Source organism: Bradyrhizobium sp. NC92 (assembly GCF_025200865.1).
Classification (GTDB): Bacteria; Pseudomonadota; Alphaproteobacteria; order Rhizobiales; family Xanthobacteraceae; genus Bradyrhizobium.
The window spans coordinates 7,646,002-7,665,243 of record NZ_CP104171.1 but is presented as its reverse complement, the minus strand read 5'-3'; the positions used below and the strand labels follow the sequence as shown (position 1 = coordinate 7,665,243).

Genomic DNA, 19,242 nt, shown 5'->3' with positions numbered 1-19,242 from the left:
TGGTGGATACGCTCAAGGTCAGAGACGCCAAAGACGTCGAAGAGGTGGTGCGCGCGGCGATTGCCAACGAGCAGCCGCTCGAGATCATCGGCCATGGCGGCAAGCGCGGCATCGGCCATGCGATGGCGACCAACGCGGTGCTCGACGTCTCTGCGCTCAATGCCGTCACCTCCTACGAGCCGAACGAGCTCATCATCACGCTCCAGGCCGGCGCGCCGCTTGCCGACGTGCTGGCGCTGATCGACGCCAAGAACCAGCAATTCGCCTTCGAGCCGATGGATACCGCGCCGCTGCTCGGCACGCCGGTGTCAGGCACCATCGGCGGCATGATCGCGGCCGGGCTTGCCGGGCCGCGGCGCATCCGGGCGGGCGGGGCGCGCGACCACCTGCTCGGCGCGCATGCCGTCTCCGGCTTCGGCGATAGTTTCAAGACCGGCGGCAAGGTGGTGAAGAACGTCACCGGCTACGACCTCTGCAAGCTGCTGGCGGGGTCCTGGGGCACGCTGTCGGTGATGACGGAAGTGACGCTGAAGGTGATGCCCAAGCCCGAGGCCGAGCGGACGCTGCTGCTGCGCGGGCTCGACGATGCCGCCGCCAACAAGGCCATGACCGCGGCGCTCGGCTCGCCCTTTGACGTCTCGGCTGCCGCGCATCTGCCGAAATCGGCGCTCCGGGCCAGGACCGAGGGGCTCGGCGATCTCGCAGGGGAGGGCGAGGCGCTGACGGTGCTGCGGCTCGAGGGCATCACCGCATCTGCTGCGCACCGCGCCGGCTCGCTGCGCGAATTGCTGGCGCCGTTTGGAACCGCGACGCTGATCGAGGACGCGGCATCCGCGGCGCTGTGGACCGCCATCCGCGACGTGCTGCCGTTTGCGGCCAGTGGTTCGCTCGGCGCTTGGCCAGTCTGGCGGATCGTCTGCCCGCCGGCCTCGGGCGCGGCGCTCGGCACTCAATTGGCGCGCGAGACGGGCGGCGATGTGATCTACGATTGGGGCGGCGGCCTGATCTGGGCGGCGCTCCCGCCGAAGCCGGACGCGCATGCCGCGCTCGTGCGGGCGCGCGCGAACGCGGTCGGTGGGCATGCCACGCTGATCCGGGCGACTGATGATGTCAGGCGCGACGTCGATGTGTTCCATCCGCAGGCACCGGGTATTGCCGCGCTGAGCGAGCGGGTGCGCGCCAGCTTCGATCCGAAGACCATTCTCAACCGGGGGCGGCTCACGCGGAGCGCTGGCCGATGAAGACCGAATTCTCACTCGCGCAGCTCGCCGACCCCGATATCGCGGAAGCCGACAAGATCCTGCGCGCCTGCGTCCATTGCGGCTTCTGCACCGCAACCTGCCCGACCTATGTGCTGCTTGGCGACGAGCTCGATAGCCCGCGCGGCCGCATCTATCTGATCAAGGAGATGCTGGAGAAGGACCAGGCGCCGACCGCCGATGTCGTCAAGCATATCGACCGCTGCCTGTCGTGCCTTGCCTGCATGACGACCTGCCCCTCGGGCGTGAACTACATGCACCTCGTCGACCAGGCCCGGGTCCGGATCGAGCAGCGCTACCAGCGGCCGCTGGCCGAGCGGCTGCTGCGCCAGGTGCTGGCCTTCGTCCTGCCGGACCCGCAGCGCTTTCGCATCAGCATGTGGCTGGCGCGGCTCGCCCGTCCGCTGGGCGACTTGCTGCCGACGCCCCGGCCTTCGGCGACGCCCGGCTTGATCCAGCGCATCAAGGCGATGCTGGCGCTGGCGCCGAACCGGCTGCCGCCCGCCGGACCCGCCGCCGGCAGCGTGTTCGCGGCGCTCGGCAAGAAGCGCGGACGCGTGGCGCTGCTCCAGGGCTGCGCCCAGCAGGTGCTGGCGCCCCGCATCAACCAGGCCGCCATCAGTCTCCTGACCCGCCATGGCATCGAGGTCGTCCTTGTCAGGGACGAGCAGTGCTGTGGCGCGCTGACCCATCACCTCGGCAACGACCAGGATGCGCTGGCGCGGGCTCGCGCCAACGTCGCGGCGTGGCGCAAGGAAATGGCCGGCGAGGGGCTCGATGCCATCCTGGTGACGACCTCCGGCTGCGGCACGGTGATCAAGGATTACGGCTATCTCCTGCGCGAGGACACTGCGTTCGCGGCCGATGCGGCGAAGGTGTCGGCGCTCGCCAAGGACATCACCGAATACGTCGCCGGCCTCGAGCTCGCGACGGCGGCGAGAGCGGACGACATCGTCGTCGCCTATCACTCCGCGTGTTCGTTGCAGCATGGACAGAAAATCACAGCCCTTCCGAAAGAATTGCTTTCCAAGAATGGATTCGTGGTGAAAGATGTACCCGAGAGCCATTTGTGTTGCGGTTCGGCGGGGACCTACAACATTCTCCAGCCCGAGCTTGCGGGCCGGTTGCGCGATCGCAAGGTCGCCAACATCGCGAGCGTCAAGCCGGACATGATTGCCGCGGGCAATATCGGCTGCATGGTGCAGATTGCCAGTGGCACGTCAGTTCCGGTCGTACACACGATTGAGCTTCTCGATTGGGCGACGGGCGGGGCGCGGCCGGCACTGAACGCGCAGGTTTGAGCTTTCAGGAGCTTGAACTGTCCTCCCGAGGTGACGACTGAAGACGCCCGATCGATCATTGTTCGGCGGCAACAGGAGGACCACGATGGCGAAAGCGAAGAAGAAGAAAAGCAAGAAGGCCAAGAAGGCCAAAAAGGCCGTAGCGGCGAAGAAGACCGCGAAGAAGGCGACGAAGAAGAAGGCAGCCAAGAAGACCGCGAAGAAGTCTGCCAAGAAGGCCGCCCCGAAGAAGGCTGCCAAGAAGACAGCAAAGAAGGCGGCGGCCAAGAAGGCTGCTCCGAAGAAGGCCGCGAAGAAGGCGGCACCGAAGAAGGCGAAGGCAGCGCCTGCTCCGAAGCCGTCGGCACCGGCGGAGACCCCGGCGCCCGCCGAGACAAGCTGGGCGATGCCTTCGTCTTCTGCGGAAGCGGCGCCTGCCGAGGGACAGGGGTAGGAAGCCGACCTTTCACGGACTGTCGCTTCAGACTGTCACTTGGACTACAGCTTGGGACTGTAACAAGAAGGCCGCGGCATCCTGATGCTGCGGCCTTTTTGCATCGCCGCAGCCCAGCATCGGCCGCCGTGTCCGGCCCAGCCTGATTCGTAAGCGCAGATGTCACGCCGCCGGCTTGTCCCCGGGCTTACACGGGTCTGCCGTGCCCTCTAGAGGGCAAATGATGTGATCGAGAAGCCACACCGGCTGACAACCTTTCTTAGAATCGTCAAAACGCCCAAAAAGTCGGCAGATGCCCGCGCTTTTTGCTTCACCGTTCCGATCCACCGATCCAAATTGCCGCAGTAACGCAATTTTGCAGGTAGGCCGCATGTCCCGGGGGGCTTCCGGGGGCGACTGCTGAGTAAGAACGGGTAAATGGGGACCGAAATGAAAAAAGTGGCTTTGTTGGCAACGGCGCTGGCAATTGTGACGACGGGCTCGGCTTTCGCGGCAGACTTGCGCGTAAAGGCACTGAAAGCCCCGCCGCCGCCGGCCTTCGATCCGTGGGATATCGCCTTCGGCGCCGGCATCATGAGCGATTACATCTTCCGCGGCATCACCCAGTCCAACCATAATCCGTCGGTCACGGCCTATTTCGAGCCGCGCTACAACGTCAACAAGGACCTCCAGCTCTACATCGGTACGTCTGCCTCGAGCATCTCGTTCCCGAACCGTGCTGCGGCCGAAGTCGACATCTACGGCGGTATCCGCCCGACCTTCGGCATGTTCGCCTTCGACTTCGGTGTCTGGGGCTACCTCTATCCGGGCGGAAGCTGCTTCGGCTCGCAGGGGACCTTGGCGCAGGGCAATTGCGGCAGCGACATCGATTACTCGCAGGGCGCCATCGGCCTTCCCATCAACGGCAACTTCGCCAAGAAGGACGCGAGCTTCTTCGAGGCCTATGCCAAGCTGAACGTCACCCTCAACGATCAGTGGACGGTCGGCTTCAACGAGTACTACTCGCCGAACTTCCTGAACCTCGGTGCCTGGGGCAATTACGCCTCGGTCACCGCCAAGTGGACCGCGCCAAGCACGATCTTCGGCGCCAGTGGCGTCGGCATGTACGTGTCGGGTGAGTTCGGCCGGCAGTGGCTCGGCACTTCGGACATCTTCTACGGCATCGCGGGCGATCCGGTGTATGCGAACGGCATCAAGGAGCCGAGCTACAACACCTGGAACGTTGGCGTCGGCTTCACCTACAAGGTGTTCACGCTCGATCTGCGCTACTACGACACCGATCTGAACAAGGGCGACTGCAACGCCTTCACCAGCGATCACACCGCGAAGTTCAGCAGCAGCTTCACCCCCATCAACCCGGGCGGCTTCGGCTCCAACTGGTGCAGCGCGGCTGGCGTCGCCAAGCTCTCGTTCGACCTGACGGCGATGACCAACCTGAAGTAAGTTTCTTTCCGAAACGACTTCGCGAGGGCGGCAGGGCAACCTGCCGCCCTTTTGCTTTGGGCGGCGGAGGTAGGAAGAGACGGGGCAGTCCGGCCAAGATACTACTAAGCTGCGTTAGGGGCTTGCGAACCGGCAGGACGCCGCCGCTGCCTCACACTCCGTCATTGCGAGCGCAGCGAAGCAATCCAGAGTCTTTCCGCCTAGGCAGTCTGGATTGCTTCGTCGCAAAGGCTCCTCGCAATGACGAGGCCCAAGTTGGGGCCGTCCCTCAGACCGTAAGGACAGCGGGCGAGGCCGCCTGCGCCTCAGCGCGCCGCGCTCGGCTCCGCCGCCGCCCGCTCGCCGCCGACCACGTGGATCGCGCCGTCCTTCACCAGCGTCACCTTGCGGGTGTGGAAGGCGTCGAGCGTCGAGCGGTGGCCGATCGAGACGATGGTGGCTTGCGGCAGCTTCTCCGCCAGCAGCCGGTAGAGCCGGGCTTCCGACGGCTCGTCGAGCGAGGCGGTGGCCTCGTCCAGGAACAGATAGTCCGGCGCATGCAGCAGCGCGCGCGCAAGCCCGAGACGCTGCTGCTCGCCCAGCGAGAGCATCCGGTTCCAGTGGCCGTCCTCCGCGAGCCGTTCGGCGAGATCGGGCAGCCCGACCGCGATCAGGGCGTCGCGGACCTGCGTGGCCTCGAACGCGCCGGACGCTGCCGGATAGACCACGGCATCGCGCAACATGCCGAGCGGGAAATAGGGCCGCTGTGGCAGCATCATCAGCTTGGCCTTCTCCGGGATGACAACCGTGCCGGTGCCGAACGGCCAGATGCCGGCGATGGCCCGGAGCAGCGTGGACTTGCCGGAGCCGGACGGCCCGGTCACCAGCACGCGCTCCGAGGCCTGAATGGTGAAGGCCTTGGCGGCCACCAGCGGGGTGCCGTTGGGCAGGTTCACGCAGAGCTGCGCGAGATCGACATGGCGCCCGGCGACCTCCAGCGTGATGGCCGGCTCATGCGCCGGCAAATTGACCGCCGAGGCGACCGACATCTCAAAGCCATCGAGACGGGCAACGATCGAGCGCCATTCCGCCAGCGACCGGTAAGCCGTGACGAAGAACGACAGCGCACCTTGGACGCTGGAGAAGGCGGATGCGGTCTGCATCATGTCGCCGAGCTGGATCTTCTTGGCGAAGAACGCCGGCGCCACCAGCACGTAGGGAAACAGCACGGCGGCCTGCTGGTAGCTGGCCGTGAACGCGGTGAGGCGCTTGGTCCGGCTCATGATGCCGTACCAATTGGCGATCACGAAGCCGAAGCGATCGAGCAGGCGGGCACGTTCGGCGCCTTCACCCCTGAGCAGCGCGATCTGCTCGGAATTCTCGCGCACGCGGACGAGGTTGAAGCGGAAGTCGGCTTCATAACGCTGCTGCTCGAAATTGAGGTTGACCAGCGGCGAGCCGATCCAGTGCGTCAGCGCGGTGCCGAAGATCGCGTAGATCAGCGCGCCCCAGCACAGATAGCCGGGGATCATGACATCGGTGCCGAACAGGCGCAGCGGCGCGGCGTTGGAAAGGCCCCAAAGGATGATCACGAAGGAAAACAGCGTCACGATCGACGAGAGCAGGCCGAGCCCGATGGTCAGCGTCTGCTCGACGAAATTCTTGACGTCCTCGGTGATGCGCTGGTCCGGGTTGTCGGCCGCATCGCCCTTGAGCTGCATGCGATAATGCGTCGAGCCCGCCAGCCACTCGCCGAGATAATGTCGCGTCAGCCATTGCCGCCAGCGGATCTGGAGCCATTGGTTCAGATACAGCTTGTAGACAGCCAGCGCGATATAGGTCGAGGCCAGCGCGACGAAGATCCAGATCTGCGTGACGAACGCGTCCCAGTCGCTGTTCTGGAGCGCGCTGTAGAACCGGTTCTGCCACTGGTTCACCAGCACGTCGATCGCGACCAGCGCCAGCTCCATCGCGACCACCGCCGCGAGCAGGCCGCGGCCGGCCCATTTGTCCTCGGATCGGAAATAGGGGGCGGCGATTCGCCAGACGATCGCGAGCGTGGCGCTGATGTTCTTCACAGAGCAGGGTCTCCTCGGGGGATGTGCACAAATGCCCGGAGCCAAAGACCTGAGGCAACGGCGAAAATGGGCGCACTTAGACTAAAGTCGCAAGGTCTGCAATTTGCGTTGGCTTGTCGCAGCTTGCAACCCTAGCATGGGCTTCGATGCCGCGGGGTGGGATGCCCCGGGATTTCGCGACCTTGTGAGCGGCCGGGAACCGCTGCATTCACGAGGAATTCACGTCCAACGCGGGGGTTATCGCTCCCAGCGTCAAGCAGGACCGGCTCTCCACGCGGGCCGCCTGCCGCAAACATGCGTGGGAGAGGAAGACCATGTGGAATCAAATCTATGACCCGCTGCACAGCCCGGTGCTGTCGACGATCGCGGCGGCGGTGCCCGTCGTCACGCTGCTGGTTTTGATCGCGAGCGGTCGCGTCCAGGCGCATATCGCCGCCGTCATCGCCGTGATCGTGACCAACCTGATCACGATCTTCGTCTTCACCATGCCGGCGAACATGTCGATCCGCGCTTCGATGCTGGGGATCGTCACCGGGTTCTTCCCGATCGGCTGGATCGTTCTCAACGTCATCTTCCTCTACCAGGTCACGGTGACCACCGGGCGCTTCGAGCTGCTCAAGCGCGCGGTCGGCGGGGTCACCGAGGACCGGCGGCTGCAATTGCTGCTGATCGCGTTCTCGTTCGGCGCGTTCTTCGAAGGCGCCTCGGGCTTCGGCACGCCGGTCGCGATCACGGGCGCGGTGCTGATCGGGCTCGGCTTCTCGCCGCTCGCGGCCTCCGGCCTGTCGCTGATCGCCAACACCGCGCCGGTCGCCTATGGCGCGCTGGGCACTCCGATCCAGGGCCTCGCCTCGGTCACCGGCCTCGATCCCTACATCCTCGGCGCGATGGTCGGACGGCAATTGCCCTTCTTCTCGCTGATCGTGCCGTTCTGGGTGGTGTGGGCCTTCGCGGGCTGGCGGGGCATGAAGGACGTCTGGCCGGCGATCCTCGTCACCGGCGTGTCGTTCGCGATCCCGCAATACGTGATCTCGAACCACATCAATCCCTGGATCGTCGACATCGGCGCCTCGCTGATCTCGATGGGCGCGCTGATCCTGTTCCTGAAGGTGTGGCAGCCGAGGCAGCTCTGGCTGTCGCCGGCGCTGCGCGGCCGCGACGAATCGGCCGCCACGATGGCGGCGGCGAAACCGCTCGACAAAACCCCGCTGACGCAGAGTGAGCTTTTCAATGCGCTGCTGCCGTGGATCATCGTCTGCATCGTGATGCTGGTCTGGGGCAACGGCGCCTTCAAGGCCTGGGCGAACGCGATTTTCGTCTGGAACTATCCCGTTCCCGAGCTGCACCAGATGATCAACAAGATGCCGCCGGTCGCGCCAGGGCCGACGAAAGAGAGCGCGGTGTTCGCCTTCACCTACCTGTCCTTCACCGGCACCGGCATGCTGATCGCCGCGATCATCTCCGGCCTGTTGATGGGCGTCGGTCCCGGCAAGCTTTTGACCGAATATGGCCGCACCATCCGGCTCTGCGCGATCTCGCTGATCACGATCTCGGCGATGCTCGCGATCGGCACCTTGACGCGCCTGTCCGGCGTCGACGCCACGCTTGGTTTGGCGTTCGCCGCCACCGGCGTGCTCTATCCCTTCTTCGGCACGCTGCTCGGCTGGCTGGGCGTCGCGCTGACCGGATCGGACACCGCCTCCAACGTGCTGTTCGGCAACCTGCAGAAGATCACCTCCGAGCAGCTCGGCCTGTCGCCGATCCTGATGGGCGCAGCGAACTCCTCCGGCGGCGTGATGGGCAAGATGATCGACGCGCAGTCGATCGTGGTCGCCTCCACGGCCACCAACTGGTACGGCCATGAGGGCACCATCCTGCGCTTCGTGTTCTGGCACTCGATCGTGCTGGCGTGCCTCGTCGGCGTGCTCGTGACGTTGCAGGCCTATGTCTGGCCGTTCACGGCGCTGGTTCTGAAGTAGCGGACTGCGCCGCGTCCACAAATCCCCGCGAGGTTCGTCCCCGCGGGGATTTTTTGCACCTTCCGCGAACCTTCTCAACGGCACGGCTGTCCTATAGAAGGTGCCGCAAAACAGGTCGGTCGAGAGGTCTCATGGTTTCGCTTCTGCGCTTGCTGTGTGCGGCGGTTGCAATGCTGGCGATGTCCACGCTCGCGCGTGCCGAGGAGGGGTTTCCCTTCGGCACCGAGATGACGCTGGAGGCGTTGCCGCAAGCGGGCTCGAAGCGGATTCCCAACATCGAGATCGGGGACAATGGCGAGGTCGTGCTGGAGCTCTGGTGCAAGGGCGGCAAGGGCCAGTTCTCGGTCGCCGGCAACACCGTGATCTTCGTCCCCGGCCAGATCCAGGACCGCAACTGTCCGCCGGCGAGAGCGCAGGCCGATGACGAGCTCGTCGCCGCCCTCGCCAGCATCGAGACCTGGAAGCGCCAGGGCGACGTGCTGACGCTGATCGGCCCGAAGCCGCTGCGCTTCAGGACGACGGGGAACTGACCGCACACTCACTGTCATTCCCCGCGAAGGCGGGGAATCCAGTACGCCGCGACCTATCGATTCAATTAGTACAGTCTCGGAGTACTGGATCGCCCGCCTTCGCGGGCGATGACAGCGGAGTTCGTGACTAGCTCACTTCCACACCGACTTGTCGGCATCCCAGCGCTGGCCCTTCAGCTCCTTGACGAGCGCCTCGATCGAGCCGTTGTCGTCGGGCAGATCGCCTTCCTCGTCGGCCGAAGCGTCGTCCGACAGATTGAGCCTCGCCCCGCTGCCCTCGTCGGCCGTCGTCGTCGCCGGGCTGCCGATCCAGAGCATGAGCTTGTCGGTGGTGCCCGGCTTGTCGGGCGAGACCAGCCCTGCGACCTCGATCGTGTCGGTGAGCTCGAGCGCCGGGAAATCCTGGTTCGGCCGCTTGAACACCAGCTTGAGCTTGCCGGTGGCGGGGTTGAAGTTCTGCGAGACCGGCTTTGCCGCGAGCGTCCTGCTCAGCACGTTCGCGACCGCCGTTGCGAGCTTGCCCTTGTTGATCTTGTCGCCCTCGCGCCAGTCCGCCGCGGCGAAGCGGATGGTGCGGTCCATCTCGGTCATGCCCGCCGTCCAGCCTGCGGCGGTGACGCCGGGCATCGCCTTGAATTTCGCCAGCAGCGCGCCGGCGCGCTCCGGATCGACCGACATGGTGATGGTCTGCTCGCCCGCGCGCAGCGCGTCGCAACCGACATTGAGGCTCGCCAGCGTCACCTCGACCTCCTGGCCCTTCAGGCTCTTCAGGAAGTCGGTCGCCGCGTCGAGCTTGACCTTGACCGCGATCGCTTCCGGCGAGACGTCGGTGAAATCCTTCGGCTGCGGCGTGATGCCGTCGTCTGAGGTCTGACTGTCCAGGAATTCCTTTTCGCTGAGATCGGAATTGTCCGGCGAGGTGACCTCGGTCACCGCCTGGCCGATCGCGATCTGGCCGCGGAATTCGAACATGTCGCCGGACTGCTTGCGCGTCAGCTTGACGCTGACCGGCGACTTCTCGCCGACGCTTTGCGTCGTTCCCGTCAGCGTCTGGCCCGCGACCTGGAGGTTGACGACGAAGCGGTCCTTGCGGTCGGAGTTCTTCGCGACGGGATAGCAGACGTCGAGCACCGCTGCGGTCACCGTCTTGCCCTGGCGCGTCTCCTTCAGGATCACGTCGGCATTGCCGTCCATCAGCCCGTCGATCGAGGTGAAATAGCGCGTCTCGGTTCCGCCCGGCGCGGTCGCCTTCGGTGACAGCTTCATCTGGGCGGACGCCTGCGGCGGAACGGCGAGCAGGGCCGCCAGAACGGCTGTCGAACAGACCAGAAGCGCACGCATTGATGACATCCTCGCGCAACGGGCATGATCCGGAAAAGTGTGAAGCGGTTTTCCGAGAGGATCATGCCCAAACATCGAATCGGCGCGCCACCGTAGTGGGTTTTGGCCGCTGGTTGAATCGGAAAGCGAAACAGGCAGGATCGGCAAAAAAGAAGGCCGCCCGGAGGCGGCCTTCGCAACTCTGTCACGGAACGGAGGCTTAGAAGCCGCCCATGCCGCCGCCGGGGGGCATGGCGGGCGGAGCTTCCTTCTTCGGCAGCTCGGCGACCATGGCTTCGGTGGTCACCAAAAGGCCGGCCACGGAGGAGGCGTCCTGCAGCGCGGTGCGCACCACCTTGGCGGGATCGATGATGCCCTTCTCGACCATGTCGACATAGTCCTCGTTCTGGGCGTCGAAGCCGAAGGTCTCGGACTTGTTCTCCAGGATCCTGCCGACCACGATCGAGCCTTCCACGCCGGCGTTCTCGGAGATCTGGCGGATCGGGGCTTCCAGCGCCTTCAGCACGATGTTGATGCCGGCCTGGACGTCGTCATTGGCGTTGGTGAGACGGCCGACCGCCTTCTTGGCACGGAGCAGCGCGACGCCGCCGCCGGGGACGATGCCTTCCTGCACCGCGGCGCGGGTGGCGTTGAGCGCGTCCTCGACCCGGTCCTTCTTCTCCTTGACCTCGATCTCGGTGGCGCCGCCGACGCGGATCACCGCGACGCCGCCGGCGAGCTTGGCGAGGCGCTCCTGCAGCTTCTCGCGGTCGTAGTCCGAGGTGGTCTCCTCGATCTGGGCCTTGATCTGGCCGACGCGGGCCTCGATGTCGGGCTTCTTGCCGGCGCCGTTGACGATCGTGGTGTTCTCCTTGTCGATCACCACCTTCTTGGCGCGGCCGAGCATCTTCACCGTGACGTTCTCGAGCTTGATGCCGAGCTCCTCGGAGATCAGCTGGCCGCCGGTCAGGATCGCGATGTCCTCCAGCATGGCCTTGCGGCGGTCGCCGAAGCCCGGCGCCTTGACGGCAGCGACCTTGAGGCCACCGCGCAGGCGGTTGACGACCAGGGTGGCCAGCGCCTCGCCCTCGACGTCCTCGGCGATGATGACGAGCGGCTTGCCCGACTGCACCACGGCTTCCAGCACCGGCAGCATGGCCTGCAGGCCCGAGAGCTTCTTCTCGTGCAGGAGGATGTAGGCGTCCTCGAGCTCGGCGGTCATCTTCTCGGCGTTGGTGACGAAGTAGGGGCTGAGATAGCCGCGGTCGAACTTCATGCCCTCGACGATGTCAACCTCGGTCTCGAGCGACTTGTTCTCCTCGACGGTGATGACGCCCTCGTTGCCGACCTTCTGCATCGCCTGGGCGATCATCTTGCCGATGGCGGCATCGCCGTTGGCGGAGATGGTGCCGACCTGGGCGACCTCGGAGGAGGCGGCGACCGGCTTGGCGCGCTTCTCGATGTCCTTGATGACGGCGGCCACCGCGGTGTCGATGCCGCGCTTGAGGTCCATCGGGTTCATGCCGGCGGCGACCGCCTTGGCGCCTTCGCGCACGATCGCCTGGGCCAGCACGGTCGCGGTGGTGGTGCCGTCGCCGGCGAGGTCGTTGGTCTTGGAGGCGACCTCACGCACCATCTGGGCGCCCATGTTCTCGAACTTGTCCTCGAGCTCGATCTCCTTGGCGACGGTGACGCCGTCCTTGGTGATGCGGGGGGCGCCGAAGCTCTTCTCGATGACGACGTTGCGGCCCTTCGGGCCGAGCGTCACCTTGACGGCGTTGGCGAGAACGTCGACGCCGCGCAGCATGCGATCGCGCGCGTCTCCGGAAAACTTGACGTCTTTGGCAGCCATGGTCTGCAATCCCTCGTGTTACGTGATGTGTCTTGTCTAGTCGCGGCGGAACGATGGATGCCCGGATCGCCTGGATCCGGGCATGACATTCAGCGGCCGTTCAGGCGGATGGCCTTAGGCCAGCACGCCCATGATGTCCGACTCCTTCATGATCAGGAGCTCTTCGTTGTCGATCTTGACCTCGGTGCCCGACCACTTGCCGAACAGCACGCGGTCGCCGACCTTGAGGTCGATCGGGATCAGCTTGCCGGTCTCGTCGCGGCCGCCGGGGCCGACGGCGACGACCTCGCCCTGGGACGGCTTTTCCTTGGCAGTGTCCGGAATGATGATGCCGCCCTTGGTCTTTTCCTCGGCGTCGATACGTTTGACCACGACACGGTCATGCAGCGGACGAAATTTGGATTTAGCCATGACGTTTCCCTTTGGAGGCTCGCTTCGGAAGTAGTGCGGTCGGTGGGGCGGCGCTTCCGTCCACCCCTCTCGTCGAGGATCGAACGGCGCGCTTAGCAATCGGGCTTTCCGAGTGCTAATAGTGGGTCCGGAAATATGGCTTGGCCGCGATCCTGTCAAGCAAAGGTGGTTAAGCGGTTGTTGAGGCGGATATAGGATGGTGGCATTGGAAACTCGCTCGGGGCGCCGGCTTAGAGAACGACGTCATTGCTCCGGCAGCGATTTTGCGCTTGGCTGCTCGAGGGGTGCGGCCATGGTCTTGTTCGGGGGAATGCCATGATCAGTTCGGCTCACGCGCGCACGGTTGCCAATCTGGCGGCCGCCTCTTGTCTGGCGCTGCTGCTGGGCGCCTGCGGCGGCGGCTTCAGCCTGCCGTCCCTCACGTCGTCCTCGCCGCCGCCCGAGGCCGAACCGGGCGTTGCGCCCGAAATGCCGGCCACCATCCGCGGCGACGAGATCGTCGGCCGCTGGGGCCTCGCCTCGTTCCAGAACCCGGCCGACCGCGCCCGTACCGAGAAGATGGCGCGCGAGCAATGCAAGAATCCCTACGTGATCACCGCCGGCTCCTCCGGCGGCGTGATCATGCATCTCGCCGACCAGGCGACGCCGCAGGAGCTGCGGCTGAAGGGCTCGCCGAGCGGCAAGAACTACATCGGACCGGCCGGCCCGACCCCCGGCGAGCAGGACCGCGAGATCGTCTCCTTCGACGGTCGCGTCATGATCACCCGCTTCATCGACAAGGACGCCGCCACCCGCTACGGCAACATGGTCTACGTCCGCTGCGCGCCGAGGGCGTGAGGCAGCCTTTGGCCTAACGTCTCGTCATTGCGAGCGGAGCGAAGCAATCCAGACTGCCTCCTGGGAGACAGCCTGGATCGCTTCGTCGCTTCGCTCCTCGCAATGACGAAAAAACAAAAAGCGCCGGCCCCAAGGCCGGCGCTTTGTTTTTTAAATATCGCCCCCGTTCAGTCGAACAGCGCGTCGATGTCGTCCTGCGAGGCGTGGCCGACGTCGCCGGCGAGCTTGGGGCCGTTGAGGAGCTTCTCGTCCTCGCTGCGGCTGTCGACCGGCGCCGGCACATGGGACTTGATCGCGTCGACGCCGCCCCAGATCTCCATCATCGCATTGATGTGCTGCTCGATGAACTTCATCGTGGTCATGACCTTGCTGATGCGCTGGCCGGTCAGGTCCTGGAAGTTGCAGGCTTCGAAGATCGAGATGACGCGTTCCTGGATGTCGTCGGCAAGGCGCTTCTGCTGATCGACCGAGTCCACCTTGGACATCGCGCTGGCGGCCTGGTCGATCGATTCCGCGGCTTCGAGGATCTGCTGGGTCGCCTGCTCGGTGCCGCCGACCACCGCGCCGAGCTCGCCATTGACCTTGGCCATCTCGCCGCCGTCGAAGCTCTTGCCGTGCAGCGTCGCGATCTCGCGCTTGGTGCGGTCGATGGCGTCGTGGATGAGGTCGAGCTCCACCTTCAGCTTCTCGCACTGCTCGATCTGCGCCCGGTAGGTCTCGAGCATGGTGCGCGCTTCGGACAGCTCGTGCGCCGTCGACGCGTCGATCGCCGCCATGGCGGCGCTGCCGGACAGCGGGGCCGCGACGATGCCCTTCGCCATCTGGGCGCGGATCGCGCGCAGCTCGGCCATGATCTCGCTATGCATCGGGATTGCCTCTTCGGTTACGTCCAAAATCGGCATCTCGCCACCGGCGATATCCTCGACGCGAAAACGCTTGCGGTGAACAGCCATCAGGATACTCCCCCCACCTCACTCACGCGTCTTTGTAGGCAGAAGCGATTTAACACGAAGTTCACAACCGGAACTGTTGTGCGGCGTCGCGCGACGCGGCGCAAAGAAGCGATTAACCATGGCCGCGCTGCGTTCATCGAAAATAAACGCTGATCGCCAAATTGCCGGCGCGCTCGCGACGTGGTGAATCGAAACGCGCTTTCCGTTTACCAAACAAAACGGCTTTTGCTTTTTATTGACCACGTCGAAGGGCGCGGATCAGTCACCGGCTCTCCACGACGCATGTGATCTAGACGAAACAGTACAGAGTACGTCGATGTTCAAGAAAATGTCTGTCGCGCTGCTCGGCAGCGCTTGCACCTTCATGGCCGGCGCGAACGATGCCAGCGCCTTCGACAACAGCGTGCCGAACGATCCGCCTGCGGTGCTCTACCAGCCGCGCGTGCCGCCGGCGCCGGTGCGCGTCGCGTCCAATTCCAACATGGGCGGCGGCTTCATCGAATTCCTGTTCGGCGATGGCCCCGGCCGCGGCCCGGCCTACGCGCCGGAGCAGCCGGTGTATCAGCAGCAGCCGGGCTATTACGATCCGCGGCGCCTGCCGCCGATGGGCGAGCCGCAGATGCAGGGCGGCTATCAGCAGGGCGCGTCTCTCCAGCAGGAGGCGGTCGATCCGCGGCAGCGTCCGTTCGATCCGAGATTCGAGAAACAGCTCGTTGACTATAGCGGCAAGGAAAGTGCCGGCACGATCGTGGTCGATACGCCGAACAAGTTCCTCTATCTCGTCGAGGGCAACGGCCGGGCACTGCGCTACGGCATCGGCGTCGGTCGTCCCGGCTTCACCTGGTCCGGCGTGAAATCGATCACCGCCAAGCGCGAATGGCCGGACTGGACGCCGCCGGCGGAAATGCTCGCGCGCCGGCCCGATCTGCCCAGGCACATGGAAGGCGGCCCGGAAAATCCGCTCGGTGCCCGCGCGATGTATCTGGGATCGACGCTCTATCGTATCCACGGCTCCAATGAGCCCTGGACCATCGGCACCAACGTCTCCTCCGGCTGCATTCGCATGCGCAACGAGGACGTCATCGACCTCTACGGCCGCGTCAATGTCGGCACCAAGGTCGTCGTGATGTGAAGGGTCATGCGATCGATGGAGCGATCGGATCCGCGTGCCGCGTCGGCTCGACCTGCGGGGCATCGAAGGGGGCGCTGCTGCCGCCGAACGCCTGCCTGAATGGTCACGTCTACTGACGTTGCCTCGATCCAGGACGAGGGACAGCGGAGCGGCGACGGCGAGTTGATGTAGCCGAATGCGGTGCGCGAGCAAAGCGCTTCAACCGCCGCACCGACAGCTCGGCCTTCCTGAGGCGCTCGTGCAGTCCCTCCAACTCGTACAATTCGGTGATGAGATGGGTTGTGACGTCGCTCAGGTTCGCGATGCGCTGTTGAAGTGGGCTCATTTCTTGAAACTCCCGACTGTAGCCAAGAGAGGCAGCCACGGCGTGTGGCATAAGCAACGTGTTCTTCCAGTTGAACACCCATGTCCAAATTTGGAAATCCGGGAGTCTACGGCAGCGTGTGTCGGAGGACGATTTCGCTCTGTATGGTGAAGTCAGGTGCACGTCGTGACGTTCTGCATGGTGCTGTCCGACAACGCATGCACTAGTCATATTATATCCAATGGCGTCTTGGCCTGTGGTGCAGAGCAGCGCGCGTTGAGCCCTGCTCGAAAAGAAATCGGCCGCCCGGAGGCGGCCGTTTCACATCTGTCGGTCGAATGGCCTACGCGTAATCGCTGCCGCCGTCGTCATCGCCGCCGAAGTCGCTGTTGTCGGCCGTGTCGAAGCTATCGTCGCGATCGTCGCCGTAGTTCTGGTCGTTGTTGTCGCGGTCGTTCGACGCCTGGTCGAAGAAGCCGTGGCGGGACTCCCGGTTTGAGCCGACGTCGTCGAGGCCGGCATCGCGCGCGAGCGAGCCGCCGGACTGATCGCCGCCGCTCCAGGGGCTGCGGTCGCCGAGCGCGTTGGTGTCGCCAAAAGCCTGCTGGTGCGATCCGCCCATCATGCCGCGGATGCTCGAGAGCAGCAGGGAGCCGCCGACGACGCCGGCCGCGGCCGCCGCCGCGGTGCCCAGGAACGAGCCGCCGCCACCGCCGACCGGCGGAGCGCCATAGCCCTGACCCTGGCCATAGGCCTGTCCGTAAGGCGGAGGAGCGCCGTAGCCAGGTTGGGCCTGCTGCATCGCCTGGCCGCTGTTCCACGTCGGCCGCTGCTCACGCGGCGGCACATTCGGAACCGAGCCGCGCGAGGGGCTCGAGCCGAACAGGGTGTCGCGCATGGTGTCGAGGAAGCCGCCGGACTGCGCCTGCTCGGGCGCATGGGCCGCTTCCAGCTCCTGGATGCGGGCATTGGCGCGCTTCAGCGCTTCGTCCTGGACCAGCGTGGTCTGCACCAGCGCGTAGATGGCGCCGGGCGCCTTGCGCAGGCCGTCGGAGATCGCGGCGATCGCATCGGGATCGCGCGGTGCATTTTCCAGCTTTGAAAGCCGGTCGAAAAGGTCGTCGACGAGCTGGCGTTCCTGCGGCGTCATGATCTGTCTCCTTCGCGCAAAACCAAGCGCGAAAGGAGATGTAGGGTTCCAATATGGCCCCAACAGTGCCGGCCGGATTAAATTTCGGTATGCGACAAGCTGCCTCGCCGCTTCGGCAGATTTCTCGCGTCTTCGGCGGTTTCCTTGATCAGAAGTGGGACGTCGTGCCCCATGCGGCTGACGGAGCGACCGTCGTCGTGGAGGCCTTCAGCCCGGTAAACGCCGAAAGACGTCTCCGTCAACGTGAAACGCCAGCCTGGCAGCTCTGGAAAAGGGCGGTCTCGATTGTCCATGAGGGCAGCATATCACTCCAATGTCACGTTGCTATCCGCCAACAGGTGCGCGAAGGCATCGCCGGCGAGATAGGCGTGCTCGCGCTCGCGGACGTCGGTCATGGGATCAAGGCCGGTGAGGACATCATCGACGAAGCCGGGATGGCACATCACGAGGCCGCCATCGGGAAGGCCTTCCAGGAATTGCCGCATCAAGGCGCCGAAATCGGCGGCGCGCGTGAAATCATAGGCGCCGGCGAAACCGGGGTTGAAGCTGAGGCCCGCATGGCCGGCGCGGCGGCGGAATTGCGCGCTGAGACCATCGAGCACCAGGGCTTTCGGTGAGGCCAGCCGCTGCCGAAGCGGCAGGTCGCGGCCGCCCTGGCGCACCCAGGCCTTTGGCGCAGCCTCGGCCACCGCATCGACGAAGCCGTCGCGCACCTGCGGGAAGAGCTGCACATGCTGGTGACCGTCGACGAAGTCAGGGGCGCGTCCGAACGCGTCTGTGAAGGCGGCCAGCTGTGCCTTCACCTCGTTGCGGATGAATTCACGGTCGAGCCGCCGCATCAATCCGGCGCGCAGCAGCTTGGGAAAGGCGAAGAACATGTCGCCGTCCAAGGGGCGGAAATGCATGGTGAGCGGCCGGAATGGCGCCGACAGCGTCACGTGCAATCCGATCGCGCAACGCGGGCTTTGCGTTGCCGAAGCCTGAAGCGCCTCGACGTCGCCGCGCGCGATCGCGGGCCCCACCATCATCACCGAGGTGGCGTTGAGGCGGCCGCGTTCGATCAGGTCGCGGATGGCGCGGTTGACCCCCGGGCTGATGCCGTAATCGTCGGCGCAGAGCCAGATCCGCCGCGCCCTCGCGGCCACGCTCATTCGGCCGCCGTCCTGCTCGCGGCCTCATCGGCCTTGCCGGCTTCGAAATGCTTCTCGCTGTGCTCGGCGACGAAGTAGATCGGACGCGCCTTCAGCTCGGAAAGGATCTTTCCGATATATTCGCCGACGATGCCGATCATGATGAGCTGCACGCCGCCGATCGTCATCAGGCCGACCACGAGCGAGGGATAGCCCGGGACCTGCTTGCCTGTGGTCCAGACCTCCCAGAGGATGGACAGGCCGAACAGGAAGGCGCCGCCGGCGAGAATGACGCCGAACAGGCTGGCGAAGCGCAGAGGCGCCACCGAGAACGACGTCAGGCCCTCGATCGAGAGGCCGAGCAGGCTCGCGGCGTTGAAGGTGGTGACCCCATGGGCGCGCGCTGCGGGCTCGTAGTCGACGCGGATCTGGCGGAAGCCGATCCAGCTGGCGAGGCCCTTGAAGAAGCGGTTGCGTTCCGGCAGCTGCCTCAGCGCAGCGACCGCGCGCGGCGACAGCAGGCGGAAATCCCCGGCGTCCTCCGGAATCTTCTGGCGGGCACCCCAATTGATCAGCGCGTAAAAGCCGTGCACCGCGACCCGGCGCAGGAATGGCTCGTTGTCGCGATGCGCTTTCGCGGTGTAGACGACGTCATAGCCGTCATCGATCCAGTGCCGCACCAGCTGTTCGACGAGCGCCGGCGGATGCTGGCCGTCGCCGTCCATGAACATGACGGCGCCGAGGCGGGCATGGTCCAGGCCCGCCATCAACGCGGCCTCCTTGCCGAAATTGCGCGACAGCGACACCACCTGAACGTCGATTGCGTCGGCCGGCAATGACCGCGCGATCGACAGCGTCGCATCCTTGCTGCCGTCGTCGACATAAACGACCTCGCAAGACAGCCGATAGCGCTGGCGCAGGGTCCTGGCGAGATCGCAGATACGCTGGTGCAGGGCCGACAGGCCCGCCGCCTCGTTATAGACGGGGATGACGACCGACAGCCCCTTCGCTGCGGCGTTGGCTGCGGTGGTCGTCATGCCGGAAACGTCAGAGCCCAGCGTCATCGATCAAGGTTCCAGAGGCGTTTAGGTCTTCTCAACAGCATATGGTAGCAGCCGTTTGCTGTCGCTACGCTGAACGGAGCTGCTCAA

Annotated in this window: 16 protein-coding genes; 8 read left to right on the top strand and 8 right to left on the bottom strand. The window is 65.2% G+C overall.

The annotated features are described in order from the left end of the window. Window positions 1-2: 2 nt before the first annotated feature. The 4 genes from N2602_RS35625 (at window position 3) to N2602_RS35610 (ending at window position 4,436) form a co-directional block, all read left to right on the top strand. A complete protein-coding gene (locus N2602_RS35625) occupies window positions 3-1,241 on the top strand; it encodes an FAD-binding protein (RefSeq protein WP_260383795.1) in 1,239 nt (412 codons plus the stop codon). Next, entirely contained in the window at window positions 1,238-2,560 is a 1,323-nt protein-coding gene (gene glcF, locus N2602_RS35620) for a glycolate oxidase subunit GlcF (RefSeq protein ID WP_260381027.1), read from the top strand. The genes N2602_RS35625 and glcF overlap by 4 nt, the downstream gene beginning before the upstream one ends. An 85-nt stretch (window positions 2,561-2,645) precedes the next feature. Continuing rightward, window positions 2,646-2,993: a histone gene (locus N2602_RS35615; protein ID WP_260381026.1), complete on the top strand. Its 348-nt coding sequence runs from the start codon at window positions 2,646-2,648 to the stop codon at window positions 2,991-2,993. A gap of 429 nt (window positions 2,994-3,422) precedes the next feature. Further along, window positions 3,423-4,436 carry a TorF family putative porin gene (locus N2602_RS35610; RefSeq protein WP_172787139.1) on the top strand — a complete coding sequence of 338 codons (1,014 nt, stop codon included), beginning with the start codon at window positions 3,423-3,425 and terminating at the stop codon, window positions 4,434-4,436. A gap of 305 nt (window positions 4,437-4,741) precedes the next feature. Here N2602_RS35610 and N2602_RS35605 read toward each other — a convergent pair whose 3' ends face one another. Next, window positions 4,742-6,493, bottom strand: coding sequence for an ABC transporter ATP-binding protein/permease (locus N2602_RS35605; RefSeq protein WP_260381025.1), 1,752 nt, complete (start codon window positions 6,491-6,493; stop codon window positions 4,742-4,744). Between the two features lie 314 nt (window positions 6,494-6,807). Between N2602_RS35605 and N2602_RS35600 the strand changes: the two genes are divergently transcribed. Next, window positions 6,808-8,472, top strand: a complete 1,665-nt coding sequence (locus N2602_RS35600; protein WP_172787141.1) for an L-lactate permease — start codon at window positions 6,808-6,810, stop codon at window positions 8,470-8,472. A 131-nt stretch (window positions 8,473-8,603) separates the two neighbouring features. Continuing rightward, on the top strand, window positions 8,604-9,002 hold the full coding sequence (locus N2602_RS35595; RefSeq protein ID WP_172787142.1) for an META domain-containing protein: 399 nt from the start codon (window positions 8,604-8,606) through the stop codon (window positions 9,000-9,002). A 132-nt stretch (window positions 9,003-9,134) separates the two neighbouring features. Here N2602_RS35595 and N2602_RS35590 read toward each other — a convergent pair whose 3' ends face one another. The 3 genes from N2602_RS35590 to groES form a co-directional block, all read right to left on the bottom strand. Then, window positions 9,135-10,343, bottom strand: coding sequence for a hypothetical protein (locus tag N2602_RS35590; protein WP_260381024.1), 1,209 nt, complete (start codon window positions 10,341-10,343; stop codon window positions 9,135-9,137). A gap of 199 nt (window positions 10,344-10,542) precedes the next feature. Next, the gene (gene groL, locus N2602_RS35585) at window positions 10,543-12,174 is read right to left on the bottom strand and encodes a chaperonin GroEL (protein ID WP_212259319.1); all 1,632 of its coding nucleotides are present in this window, start codon (window positions 12,172-12,174) and stop codon (window positions 10,543-10,545) included. Window positions 12,175-12,288: 114 nt separating this feature from the next. Then, the gene (groES, locus tag N2602_RS35580) at window positions 12,289-12,585 is read right to left on the bottom strand and encodes a co-chaperone GroES (RefSeq protein ID WP_025033779.1); all 297 of its coding nucleotides are present in this window, start codon (window positions 12,583-12,585) and stop codon (window positions 12,289-12,291) included. A gap of 315 nt (window positions 12,586-12,900) precedes the next feature. Here groES and N2602_RS35575 point away from each other — a divergent pair, with 315 nt between their 5' ends. Further along, window positions 12,901-13,422, top strand: coding sequence for a hypothetical protein (locus N2602_RS35575; protein ID WP_212259320.1), 522 nt, complete (start codon window positions 12,901-12,903; stop codon window positions 13,420-13,422). A gap of 167 nt (window positions 13,423-13,589) precedes the next feature. Here N2602_RS35575 and N2602_RS35570 read toward each other — a convergent pair whose 3' ends face one another. Beyond that, the gene (locus N2602_RS35570) at window positions 13,590-14,375 is read right to left on the bottom strand and encodes a protein phosphatase CheZ (protein WP_172787146.1); all 786 of its coding nucleotides are present in this window, start codon (window positions 14,373-14,375) and stop codon (window positions 13,590-13,592) included. 316 nt (window positions 14,376-14,691) lie between these two features. Here N2602_RS35570 and N2602_RS35565 point away from each other — a divergent pair, with 316 nt between their 5' ends. After that, a complete protein-coding gene (locus N2602_RS35565) occupies window positions 14,692-15,507 on the top strand; it encodes a L,D-transpeptidase (RefSeq protein ID WP_260381023.1) in 816 nt (271 codons plus the stop codon). A gap of 647 nt (window positions 15,508-16,154) precedes the next feature. Here the strand turns inward: N2602_RS35565 and N2602_RS35560 are convergent. The 3 genes from N2602_RS35560 to N2602_RS35550 form a co-directional block, all read right to left on the bottom strand. After that, entirely contained in the window at window positions 16,155-16,961 is an 807-nt protein-coding gene (locus N2602_RS35560; protein ID WP_172787148.1) for a DUF2076 domain-containing protein, read from the bottom strand. Window positions 16,962-17,266: 305 nt separating this feature from the next. Further along, window positions 17,267-18,112 (bottom strand): ChbG/HpnK family deacetylase, encoded by an 846-nt coding sequence (locus N2602_RS35555; protein ID WP_260381022.1) that lies wholly within the window; start codon window positions 18,110-18,112, stop codon window positions 17,267-17,269. After that, complete coding sequence (locus N2602_RS35550; protein WP_260381021.1) at window positions 18,109-19,155, bottom strand: glycosyltransferase family 2 protein; 1,047 nt, start codon at window positions 19,153-19,155, stop codon at window positions 18,109-18,111. Before N2602_RS35550 ends, N2602_RS35555 begins: the two co-directional genes overlap by 4 nt. Window positions 19,156-19,242: the final 87 nt, after the last annotated feature.

What these genes read in the sequence shown, in the direction of transcription:
- groL (WP_212259319.1), bottom strand. Translation starts at nt 12,174, where the DNA reads ATGGCTGCCAAAGACGTCAAGTTTTCCGGAGACGCGCGCGATCGCATG.
- N2602_RS35555 (WP_260381022.1), bottom strand. Translation starts at nt 18,112, where the DNA reads ATGAGCGTGGCCGCGAGGGCGCGGCGGATCTGGCTCTGCGCCGACGAT.
- N2602_RS35575 (WP_212259320.1), top strand. Translation starts at nt 12,901, where the DNA reads ATGATCAGTTCGGCTCACGCGCGCACGGTTGCCAATCTGGCGGCCGCC.
- N2602_RS35615 (WP_260381026.1), top strand. Translation starts at nt 2,646, where the DNA reads ATGGCGAAAGCGAAGAAGAAGAAAAGCAAGAAGGCCAAGAAGGCCAAA.
- N2602_RS35590 (WP_260381024.1), bottom strand. Translation starts at nt 10,343, where the DNA reads ATGCGTGCGCTTCTGGTCTGTTCGACAGCCGTTCTGGCGGCCCTGCTC.
- glcF (WP_260381027.1), top strand. Translation starts at nt 1,238, where the DNA reads ATGAAGACCGAATTCTCACTCGCGCAGCTCGCCGACCCCGATATCGCG.
- N2602_RS35610 (WP_172787139.1), top strand. Translation starts at nt 3,423, where the DNA reads ATGAAAAAAGTGGCTTTGTTGGCAACGGCGCTGGCAATTGTGACGACG.
- N2602_RS35550 (WP_260381021.1), bottom strand. Translation starts at nt 19,155, where the DNA reads ATGACGCTGGGCTCTGACGTTTCCGGCATGACGACCACCGCAGCCAAC.
- groES (WP_025033779.1), bottom strand. Translation starts at nt 12,585, where the DNA reads ATGGCTAAATCCAAATTTCGTCCGCTGCATGACCGTGTCGTGGTCAAA.
- N2602_RS35600 (WP_172787141.1), top strand. Translation starts at nt 6,808, where the DNA reads ATGTGGAATCAAATCTATGACCCGCTGCACAGCCCGGTGCTGTCGACG.
- N2602_RS35565 (WP_260381023.1), top strand. Translation starts at nt 14,692, where the DNA reads ATGTTCAAGAAAATGTCTGTCGCGCTGCTCGGCAGCGCTTGCACCTTC.
- N2602_RS35595 (WP_172787142.1), top strand. Translation starts at nt 8,604, where the DNA reads ATGGTTTCGCTTCTGCGCTTGCTGTGTGCGGCGGTTGCAATGCTGGCG.
- N2602_RS35560 (WP_172787148.1), bottom strand. Translation starts at nt 16,961, where the DNA reads ATGACGCCGCAGGAACGCCAGCTCGTCGACGACCTTTTCGACCGGCTT.
- N2602_RS35570 (WP_172787146.1), bottom strand. Translation starts at nt 14,375, where the DNA reads ATGGCTGTTCACCGCAAGCGTTTTCGCGTCGAGGATATCGCCGGTGGC.